The 9,490-nt window shown below is 48.7% G+C and carries 11 protein-coding genes; 9 read left to right on the forward strand and 2 right to left on the reverse strand.

Annotated elements, in window-relative coordinates; translation table 11 throughout:
• Positions 1-4 precede the first annotated feature (4 nt).
• The 6 genes from OXH39_07845 (at position 5) to OXH39_07870 (ending at position 4,545) form a co-directional block, all read left to right on the forward strand.
• Entirely contained in the window at positions 5-985 is a 981-nt protein-coding gene (locus OXH39_07845) for a xanthine dehydrogenase family protein subunit M (protein ID MCY3550359.1), read from the forward strand.
• Between the two features lie 12 nt (positions 986-997).
• Entirely contained in the window at positions 998-1,237 is a 240-nt protein-coding gene (locus tag OXH39_07850; protein MCY3550360.1) for a hypothetical protein, read from the forward strand.
• Positions 1,238-1,369: 132 nt separating this feature from the next.
• Entirely contained in the window at positions 1,370-1,810 is a 441-nt protein-coding gene (locus tag OXH39_07855) for a hypothetical protein (protein MCY3550361.1), read from the forward strand.
• A 63-nt stretch (positions 1,811-1,873) separates the two neighbouring features.
• Complete coding sequence (locus OXH39_07860) at positions 1,874-2,692, forward strand: phytanoyl-CoA dioxygenase family protein (protein ID MCY3550362.1); 819 nt, start codon at positions 1,874-1,876, stop codon at positions 2,690-2,692.
• Complete coding sequence (locus tag OXH39_07865; protein ID MCY3550363.1) at positions 2,689-3,564, forward strand: FkbM family methyltransferase; 876 nt, start codon at positions 2,689-2,691, stop codon at positions 3,562-3,564. The genes OXH39_07860 and OXH39_07865 overlap by 4 nt, the downstream gene beginning before the upstream one ends.
• A 117-nt stretch (positions 3,565-3,681) precedes the next feature.
• A complete protein-coding gene (locus OXH39_07870) occupies positions 3,682-4,545 on the forward strand; it encodes a hypothetical protein (GenBank protein ID MCY3550364.1) in 864 nt (287 codons plus the stop codon).
• 102 nt (positions 4,546-4,647) lie between these two features.
• Here OXH39_07870 and OXH39_07875 read toward each other — a convergent pair whose 3' ends face one another.
• Both OXH39_07875 and fabG read right to left on the reverse strand, forming a co-directional pair.
• Complete coding sequence (locus OXH39_07875; GenBank protein MCY3550365.1) at positions 4,648-5,649, reverse strand: aldo/keto reductase; 1,002 nt, start codon at positions 5,647-5,649, stop codon at positions 4,648-4,650.
• 157 nt (positions 5,650-5,806) lie between these two features.
• Positions 5,807-6,538 (reverse strand): 3-oxoacyl-ACP reductase FabG, encoded by a 732-nt coding sequence (gene fabG / locus OXH39_07880; protein MCY3550366.1) that lies wholly within the window; start codon positions 6,536-6,538, stop codon positions 5,807-5,809.
• A gap of 218 nt (positions 6,539-6,756) precedes the next feature.
• On the opposite strand from fabG, the gene OXH39_07885 reads away from it, so the two are divergent.
• The 3 genes from OXH39_07885 to OXH39_07895 all read left to right on the forward strand — a co-directional run.
• A complete protein-coding gene (locus tag OXH39_07885; GenBank protein ID MCY3550367.1) occupies positions 6,757-7,719 on the forward strand; it encodes a dockerin type I domain-containing protein in 963 nt (320 codons plus the stop codon).
• 112 nt (positions 7,720-7,831) lie between these two features.
• Complete coding sequence (locus OXH39_07890) at positions 7,832-8,026, forward strand: hypothetical protein (protein MCY3550368.1); 195 nt, start codon at positions 7,832-7,834, stop codon at positions 8,024-8,026.
• Positions 8,027-8,106: 80 nt separating this feature from the next.
• Positions 8,107-9,490, forward strand: a 1,384-nt coding sequence (locus OXH39_07895) for a hypothetical protein (protein ID MCY3550369.1), incomplete at its 3' end; no start/stop codon positions are given.

Genomic DNA, 9,490 nt, shown 5'->3' on the forward strand with positions numbered 1-9,490 from the left:
AGCAATGGATAAATTCAGTTACGTTAACGCTACCAGTCTGGAGCAGGTCACTTCTCTCCTGAGTGAAAGCGGATGGGGTGAAGTGATGCTTATCGCCGGCGGCACGGATCTGGTTGGGGAACTCAAAGAGTATATTGAGACCCCTAAAACGCTCGTTAATCTCAAGACGTTACCCGGAATGGATAGCATTGAAGCCGATGCATCTGGTTTGAAAATCGGCGCGTTAGCCACTATTACCGACATCGCTATGCATCCGACGATTCAGCATCACTATACCGTTCTGGCGCAAGCGGCTGTCTCTGTCGCGACACCGCAGATTCGGAACGTCGGGACGCTCGGCGGAAATCTCTGTCAACGTCCGCGGTGCTGGTACTACCGAGATGAAGCCACCCATTGCCTCAAGAAGGGTGGAGACACCTGTTATGCGGTTGATGGCTTGAGCAAATATCATGCGATCCTCGGTGGCGATCCCGTTTACATTGTGCATCCTTCGGATCTTGCCCCAGCGTTGATAGCCTTGGGTGCCTCGGTTAAGATCGTCGGACCTGAAGGCGAGAAAACCGTGTCGCTTGAGGAATTCTTTACCTTACCGGCTGCGAATCCGTTCCGCGAGAATGTGCTTGAACCCAATGAGATTGTCGTTGAGGTTAGCGTTCCGGCACCGAAGTCCAATACGAAAAGTTTCTATCTAAAGGCGCGCGAGAAAGGCGCACCTGACTTCGCATTGGCAAGCGTTGCTGGCGTTTTTCAGATGAACGGGAAGACCTGTGAAGCTGCCAGTGTCGTTCTCGGTGGTGTTGCCCCTGCACCTTGGCGTTCCAAGGAAGCGGAGGCTGCGCTCACCGGCAAGATGATTAACGACGCTGTGAGTCAGCAGGCGGGTTCCGATGCTGTCAAAGACGCACAGCCCTTGAACGACAACACTTACAAGGTAACCTTAACACAGAATCTCGTCAGTCGAGCCGCAATGATGGCTGCAAGCTAAAGGAGCATTGATATGTTACAAGGAAAAGCACTTCCAATCTTTAATCGCCCGATATGCCAGTATCTCCGGACGAAGGCGATTTACATTCCGGGTGGCAACTTGCAGAACCTCGTTGAGAACAATCCGGGTTCGCATTACTGGTGCAATTGCACTATGCAAGTCGTTGGTCCGGACGATCAATTTGTGTCGCCGGACGCTTGCAAGCAATCGCGCCCCTGTTTTAACCCCGTTGGTGGAGAACCTGTGGTATAACCTCAAGATGGCTGTCAGCCGTCAGCCGTCGGCTATCGGTAAAGAGGTTTTTGTGGTTGTTACGGAAACTTCTTTGCTGATGGCTGTCAGCCGACAGCCGAAAGCCACTAAAAAATGTTTCTGAAGTCGTTGATGCAGTGGATACATGTCGGATCCGTCGTGCTGATGATAGGAGGGTTCTTCTTTCTTCGCGTTGTTTTTCTCCCGATTGCCAACCGACACGCTGATTCGGAATCTTTGATTTCATCGGCACTCCGACGTTTCGGTGGTATCGTCTGGACGGCATTGTTAACCGTTCTCATATCGGGGTTATATAATTTCATCACCTTCTTTCGAGCAGCACGTTCCGTTGCTGCCGCTGGGACGTTTGTATCGGATTACTCACTTTACATCCTTGTCTTGGGTGTCAAACTTTTCATTGTATTTTTAATATTTACGTTGGCAATTGTGCTGACGTTCCCATATCCCGTTTTTGATGTATTTCAGAAGAAACCAGCACCGTGGCTCAACCTTACTGTGGTTTTAGGATTGATAGTTATTTTTCTGTCAGCATTTTTGCGCCGGTTGGGGTAAAAGACTACTGAAATATTAATCTCCCGCCGAAAACTTTCCGTACAATACAATTGGAGGAAAAAAATGGCAGTTTTGAGTTCTGAAGATCGCGCTTTCTGGGAAGAGAACGGTTATGTCGTTATCCACGATGCAGCACCTCCAGAATTGATACAGAATGCACAACAGGCTGTTTGGGATTTCCTTGAGATGGATGCCGACGATCCAGACACTTGGTATCCCGATCCACCCCGTAAGGGCATTATGGTCGAAATTTATCAGCACCCAGCGTTGTGGGCAACTCGCCAATTCCCGCGTGTGCATCAGGCTTTTTCCGAAATTCGGGGCACTGAAAAACTGTGGGTGAGTTTTGACCGTGCCAGCATGAGTCCCCCCAATGCCCCCGGTAAATTTGAACGTACGAACTTAGGTCTCCACTGGGACATGTCTGTGGAGGTCCCCGTCCGATTCCATGTGCAAGGTGTTCTCTATCTCACCGATACTGCAGCCAACCAAGGTGCGTTCACTTGTGTGCCAGGGTTCCATAACAAAATCGATGACTGGCTAAAAAGTCTTCCAGAGGATGCCGATCCGAAGCAGCAAGATTTGGTAGCACTCGGCGCAGTTCCGGTCCCCGGAAAAGCAGGTGATCTCGTTATCTGGCACAGCGCGTTGCCTCATAGTGCTGGCATCAATACCGCCGATGCCCCACGCGTCGCGCAATACATTACGATGTCCCCGACAGGAGAAGCAAATCCAGAGGCACGCGAACGCCGCATCAACGCATGGAAAGAACGTATGGCGGGTTTCAGTGGCGAGCGTCCGGAAAAGGAGCATGAATTGGGAGAAACCGCGTACCTCACCGATCTTGGGAAAAAATTACTGGGACTTGAGACGTGGGGATGAACCCGCAACTCAACTATCTTGTTCGCAGCTACCTCCGGTGGTGTCCAATCACTGACGGGAAAAGTTTCCTTTTAAGGTTGACGAAAGATTGGATTACACCTGAAGACCCGATTGCTGTCTTTGAAACCAAGTATCAGTTCCAATTGAAAGCCAACCTTGCGAACCCTGAGCACCAGTATCTCTATTTTTATGGTACGCATGATGAAAGGTATATCATTACGAAACTGCTGAGGATCATTGAACCCGGAGACATCTGTTGGGACATCGGAGCAAATATTGGGTTTTATACGTGCCTCTTCGCTTCACGGGTTGGAGATACTGGGGCAGTTATTGCGTTTGAACCGGCGGCGCGCACTTGTGGGTATCTCCATGAAAATGTTTCTCTGAATAGATTTACAAACGTCACTGTTGTTAATAAGGCGATCGGTGACAAAGTGGAACAACGATGCCTCTACTACTCCGAAGCTGGGCTTGCCGAAGGCACTGCCTCATTAAAGTACGCTAACAAGCGAACGACATCGGAACGCGTAACGCTTGATACGATTGACAACATTTTCCGCGAACTATCGGCTCCGAATTTTGTCAAACTTGATGTAGAGGGGTATCAGTTAGAAGTATTGAAAGGTGGTGAATACTACTTAAAGACGCATGCCCCGCTCTTAATAGCGGAACTGAAGGATGTCGGTGAAACGAATCGTGCTATTTACGGAGAGATTGAAGACTACATTTCAGCTTTAGGGTATCAACTTTACGAAATCGAGAAACATTCTATCCGACGATGTGAGAAGCTTTCTGACACAACAAGAAGGAATTTCTTCCTTGTCAAAGAGCATTCCCGTGCCTTTTCCAGAATCTTACCGTGGCTACGATAGGTCAAGCCTTTTTGTGTGAACCGCTGCGACATTTTGGAAATAATACACGCAAAGTTGCGTGGGAGACACTTCTGAGGCACGGGACAAATCAGACAAAAAACGAAGGAGGTTTTTGTCATGAGACGTAGCATCTATAGTAGCCTTTGCAAGTTGTCCTTGCAATTCAAGATTTTCCTGCTGATTGGAATTTTCTTAGGAGCTTCCACTGCAACGTGGGCAGCACCTGAAGTGTTCCTTTATTATGATGAAAACTATGGCTTTAACCCTGACGGTTGGGGAGATTGGAAATCGACGAAGAAGATTGAAGATGCCGTTATCGCGGAATTAGACGAGGCAAAAATCGCCTCTGTTGTTGGCGATGCGGATGCTTTCCTCGCTTATATGGAAGAGAATCCGGAGGGCGTTATTGTTTCTCCAATCGTCGTTCCCGAAATCGTTTATACGATCGGCATGAAAGACGACAGCCCGATTGAGAATTTCCTCTATGGGGGTGGCGTGCTCATCTATTCTGGGGATACCCCGTTCTATGCTGTTGGAAAGAAGGGTGCTCCGGGTCAAAAGATTGTCCCCGGTAATCAAGGTGTAAAGGATGTTCTCAACTTTACGGCACAGTACATCACAACCACCGCTGCCGCTGTCAAACCGACCGAGGAGGGAAAAAAACTGATTCCCAGCTTGGAACCCTTTAATCCGAATCGTCCGGGACTGATCAGCGTGTTGGAAGCAGAGAAGTGCGACCCAATCGAAGTCTATGCTGAAGCCGGCAACTCAGCTGATCCGATCCTCTTTGCCGCGCCAGACATGAAAGGCTATTTCGTCCATTTCCACATGGAAACACTCGCCAATAAACCGGACGATTACCTCGCACAGGTCGGGTTGGAAATCGGGGAACTCATTACCAATCGGTTCGGTGAATTGTTGGATGTTGAACCCCAAGGAAAATTAGCGACCATGTGGGGGAACCTCAAGCTTCTCAAGTGAGGTGAGCTTTCACATCATTTTGTCGCATCATAACTCGCCGTGGATCCGCCTTAGCTGCGGATCCGTACGTCACATTAAAATTACACGTTTGGGATATTAGCCTTATGTTAACCTTCCAAGCACTGGATACGCTGGGTCGTTATATCCTTTCCCAGTATGTTCACCGGGCGGGACCAACTCGTCAATAGTTGTTTCGTCGGCTTCCGTTGGCGTGCAATCTAAACATCCCAAGTTGTCCTCTAATTGTGCCATCGTGCGTGGTCCAATGATAACAGAGGTAATCGTCGGATTTGCTAACACCCACGCCAATGAGAATTGCGTCAGGGTTTTACCGTGTGCATCTGCCAGCGGTTTTAACTTTTGTGCCACCTCATAACTCTCCTCACGAAGTTCGGTCTGTAAAATCCGCCTGTCTTTTCGGGCTGCTCTTGACCCTTTAGGCGGATCTTCGCCGGGCAGATACTTCCCTGCTAACACGCCTCGCGCCAACGGACTATACGGTACAACGCCCACGCCATACTTCTCACAGAAAGGCAGCAGTTCTACCTCAGGATCCCGGTTTACGATGTTATAAAGCGGTTGGACGCACACAAACTCCTCCAGTCCGTACTTTTCGCTCGTCCAGAATGCCTCACAAACACGCCATGCCTCGAAGTTGGAGCAGGCAATATAGCGTACCTTTCCCTGTCTCACACAATCGTCCAAAGCCCGTAACGATTCCTGAATTCGCGTGGTGGCATCCCAACGGTGCAGATAATAGACATCGATATGATCCGTGTCGAGGCGTTTGAGACTCGCTTCCACCGCTGACATAATGTTGAATCGGTGTGAACCCTCTGCATTCACGTCCTCTCCCATTGAGCCGTGGACCTTCGTTGCAATAACCCATTTCTCTCGGTTTCCGCGGACGGCTTTCCCGATGATTCGTTCCGATTCACCGTCGTTATAGACGTTCGCGGTGTCCATAAAATTAATGCCAGCGTCCAACGACTTGTGGATAATCCGAATTGAATCTTTTTCGTTTGTGGGTCCCCCGAACATCATTGTGCCGAGACAGAGGGGCGAAACGTTCACGCCTGCGCGTCCGAGTGTTCTATATTCCATATCATTTCTCCTTTTTATCATTAACGGCTATCAGCGGTTGGCTGTCGGTCCAAAGGTTTTCAAATGTACGATCCTATGGCGTATTCCAGGTGAGGATAGATTGTCACAGGAAACCTCTTAACTGACAACTCTCACTGCGAGGCAAACCGACAACCACTCAAGCCATCCGTATTCCGCCATTAACGTCAAGTGTTGCCCCGGTCACATAGCGTCCCTCTTCCGAAGCGAGAAAGAGGATAGCGGTTGCGATCTCGGAGGCATCGGCGACGCGTCCTAACGGAATTTGATCAGTCATGTCCGGATGATTCTTTGCCATCTCTGTCGCTGCTACTCCCGGGGCAATAGAGTTCACCGTGATGCTGTACTCTCCAAGCACCCGTGCCAGCGATTTTGTGAGACACATGACACCCGCTTTTGAGGCGGAATATGGGGCGGAGGCGACCAGGCCGCCGACCTGTCCTGCCAACGAACCGAGATTGATAATCCGTCCAGAGCGTTGTGCCTTCATTGTTTCCATTACTGCTTGTGAACAGAGGAATGGACCTTTAAGATTCACGGCCATCATCCGATCCCATTCCGCTTCCGTACATTCGTCGATGCGTGTATAACTAAAAATACCGGCATTATTGACTAAAATATCGATCCGTCCAAGCGTGTCAAGTGTTTCCTGAACCATCTTACGTACGGAGTCGCCATCCGCTACATCCGTTTCAATGACTCGACATTGCCGACCGAGCGCAGTTATTTCTGTTGCAGCCGCTTCCGCATTCTCTATATTTACTTCAGGGATTACGATATCCGCACCTTCCTTGGCGAATGCGAGACATGTTGCTTTTCCAATACCTCCACCGCCGCCTGTAACGATCGCAACCTGTCCTTCTAAACGCATGTATATTTCTCCTTTTCTGTTTTGAGTGGCACGCAGTCAAGTCAGCGCTGCGCTTTTTTCCTGCTTGCAAAATTGCAATAAATATAGTAATATACTTTTATTATCACATGAAGTTTGGAAAAAGTCAACACATCAGATTGCGCCGGAAAGGGACATTCATTGTGATTTTTATTATTATTTATTTTCTTGGAGCTAATTAGCATAAGGAGAATTGAAGTATGAAAAAGACAGTGTTTTTGCGTTGGCTCGGATCAACATTAGTTTTGGGGTTCGCTTCTTTTTTTTCATTTCCAGCGACGGCACAAAATTATTACCCGGCAGACATCGGAAATATGTGGGTTTTAGAGAGTGTTGATGGTATCAAACGAAGTACTTACACACTTGAGGGATCCGAAACCGCTGACGGTGAAGCGCGTATCCTATTGAAGATTAAGACTGAGGAGATCAGCACGGGTGAGGCTGAGACAGATCATTATTTTTTGACTGTTGACAGGGACACTATTCAACTTCATAGTATTATCTTAGAGGATGCTGTTGCCACCCTGACTGCGGATTTTCCGACACCTGCTACTTTTTTCCCTTTACAATTGGAACTGGGCGATAAGTGGCAGATAGTAGCGGATGCGGAAGCGAAATTAGTAGTCGGACTCACAATACCTGGCAAAAGCACCACTGATTTGGAAGTTGTTGGATTTGAGGACGTAGTTACACCGGCTGGAACGTTCCAAGACTGCGCCAAAGTTCAATTAGATTTGGGTCTCACTGCTGCTGGCGGATTCCTTAATCTCGATATCGATCAGACTACCTACCAATACTTCGCACCAGATATCGGTCCCGTGCAATACGAAAACAGCGATGGTTTGGTCTTTGGCTTGGTAAGTTCCAACCTACTCATTGAGCCTGAGGAACCTGATACCACAACAGAGCAAGAGGATACGATAGCGGAAGATCTTACACCGGAACCACCTCCTGAAGAGGGTGTTCCGGAACCGCCTCCTGAGGAAGGCACTATGCCTGAACCGGTCCCTTACGACGTGACAGGGGACGGCGTTGTGAATATCTTGGATCTCACGTTCGTGGCAACTCGCTTCGGGGAATCCGATTCGGATGCAGATGTCACAGGTGATGGTACTGTTAATATTTTGGATTTAGTCCTTATTGCACAGAATTTCGGCAATTAGCCTCGAAGATCCTGCGATAACAGATGCGTTCTAATCTGTTATTTTTGTTGCAAATCTTTGATAACTGTGATAGCATTTGTTATCATTACACGTCACCTGGAAAAGAATTGGTATGGTAAGTTGGAAAGTGGTATTGGCTGTTATTATCGTTGCTGCTTTGGCAATAGCAATTGGGATGTGGTTCGGATACCGGTACGTTTCCGAACAAGATGATATATCTCCTGACGGACAGCGTGAGCCTTCTAATACAATGGACTCGCTATTTGTGTTTCCACCGGTCCACGCTACCGCACCGATCGCGCCATGATAGACCTAATTCTCTGATTTTGTGTAAGTCCTGAGTATTATTCAAGTTTATACCTTTTTGAAAAAGGAGAAATTTAAGTTATGAAAACTACCAAATTTGTGTCTCGGCTGATGCCAATTTTGGTGTTAAGCCTTGTCTGTAGTTTCACGTTTACAGCGGTGGCACAAAATCATTATCCGGCAGAGGTCGGTAATATGTGGGTTCTCTTGAGTACCGACGGTACGGAGCGACGCACCTATGCCTTTGAGGGACCCGAAACTGTTGACGGTCAGGAACTTATCCTCCTGAATGTCATCAAGGAGACAGTAGGAACAGACATAGTTGCGTTTGACAAGTCCTGGATAAGTGTTGATGAAGATGGTGGGCACTTACTACATCAAGTTGCCTTCGACCGAGGGGCATTTGGTATCGCCGAGGCGACTTATGATATACCGGTTCTTAGTTTCCCCGCCGCACTACCATTAGGACAGACGTGGGTGGTTGTGACGGAAACAGTACTAAAACTGGTGGGAGCAGCGACCACTACCAGCACTTTAGAAGTTGTTGCAATCGAGGACGTTGAAACCCCGATGGGTGTATTCAAAGACTGTGTTAAGGTGGAGACTAACCGAAGAGCCGTCACGGCGCTGTCGGTTCTGCGTGAACACGAGATTCTATGGCTTGCACCCGATGTTGGCCCCGTTAAATTCCAGAACGATCAGGAAATTATCTTTGAATTAGAGAGTTACAACTTAGTCGCTGCACCTCCAGCTGAAGAACCACCGGCGGAGCCAGAAGTTCCTGAAGAACCAACGCCTGAAGAACCATCGACAGAGCCAGAGGTTGCCGAAGAATCAGTTGCTGAAGAACCACCAGTGGAACCAGAGGTTGTCGAAGAATCAGTTGCTGAAGAACCACCAGCAGAACCAGAGGTTGTTGAGGAACCGACCCCTGAGGATGTGTCTGTTGAGGAGGAACCTCCCACTGAGGAAGCACCGGTTGAAGAACCAACTCCTGAGGAACCACCAGCAGAGCCAGAGATTGAAGAACCGATGCCGGAACCAGTGGTAGAGGGTCCTGGTTTTGATATCACACTTGAACCGGGTTTGAACATGATTTCTATTCCATTGATGCCAGCAGAACCGTATACAGCGAAATCTTTAGCAGAGATGCTAAATGCTACAACTATCATTCAACTTGATGTAGCAACACAGAGTTTTGTTGGTTACACGGTTCTTGATGAGAGTGATGGTTTCAGTATTGATGGTGGCAAAGGTTATATCGTGAATACGCCAGCCGGAGCGCTGGTGAAGTTCACGGGTGATGCGTGGGACAACCAACCTGAACCGCCACCGCCACCGCCAGAAGAACCTGCTCCTGAGGAAGAAGCACCCGCCGATGACGTAGCCGCTGAAGATGCACCTGCTGACGATGACGCAGCCGCAGACGATGCCGCTGCCGACGCAGGCGAAGCTGATGACGCAG

The sequence above is a fragment of the Candidatus Poribacteria bacterium genome (genome assembly GCA_026702755.1).
Classification (GTDB): Bacteria; Poribacteria; WGA-4E; order WGA-4E; family WGA-3G; genus WGA-3G.

What these genes read in the sequence shown, in the direction of transcription:
- OXH39_07870 (MCY3550364.1), top strand. Translation starts at nt 3,682, where the DNA reads ATGAGACGTAGCATCTATAGTAGCCTTTGCAAGTTGTCCTTGCAATTC.
- OXH39_07845 (MCY3550359.1), top strand. Translation starts at nt 5, where the DNA reads ATGGATAAATTCAGTTACGTTAACGCTACCAGTCTGGAGCAGGTCACT.
- OXH39_07885 (MCY3550367.1), top strand. Translation starts at nt 6,757, where the DNA reads ATGAAAAAGACAGTGTTTTTGCGTTGGCTCGGATCAACATTAGTTTTG.
- OXH39_07890 (MCY3550368.1), top strand. Translation starts at nt 7,832, where the DNA reads ATGGTAAGTTGGAAAGTGGTATTGGCTGTTATTATCGTTGCTGCTTTG.
- OXH39_07855 (MCY3550361.1), top strand. Translation starts at nt 1,370, where the DNA reads ATGCAGTGGATACATGTCGGATCCGTCGTGCTGATGATAGGAGGGTTC.
- OXH39_07850 (MCY3550360.1), top strand. Translation starts at nt 998, where the DNA reads ATGTTACAAGGAAAAGCACTTCCAATCTTTAATCGCCCGATATGCCAG.
- OXH39_07875 (MCY3550365.1), bottom strand. Translation starts at nt 5,649, where the DNA reads ATGGAATATAGAACACTCGGACGCGCAGGCGTGAACGTTTCGCCCCTC.
- OXH39_07860 (MCY3550362.1), top strand. Translation starts at nt 1,874, where the DNA reads ATGGCAGTTTTGAGTTCTGAAGATCGCGCTTTCTGGGAAGAGAACGGT.
- fabG (MCY3550366.1), bottom strand. Translation starts at nt 6,538, where the DNA reads ATGCGTTTAGAAGGACAGGTTGCGATCGTTACAGGCGGCGGTGGAGGT.
- OXH39_07865 (MCY3550363.1), top strand. Translation starts at nt 2,689, where the DNA reads ATGAACCCGCAACTCAACTATCTTGTTCGCAGCTACCTCCGGTGGTGT.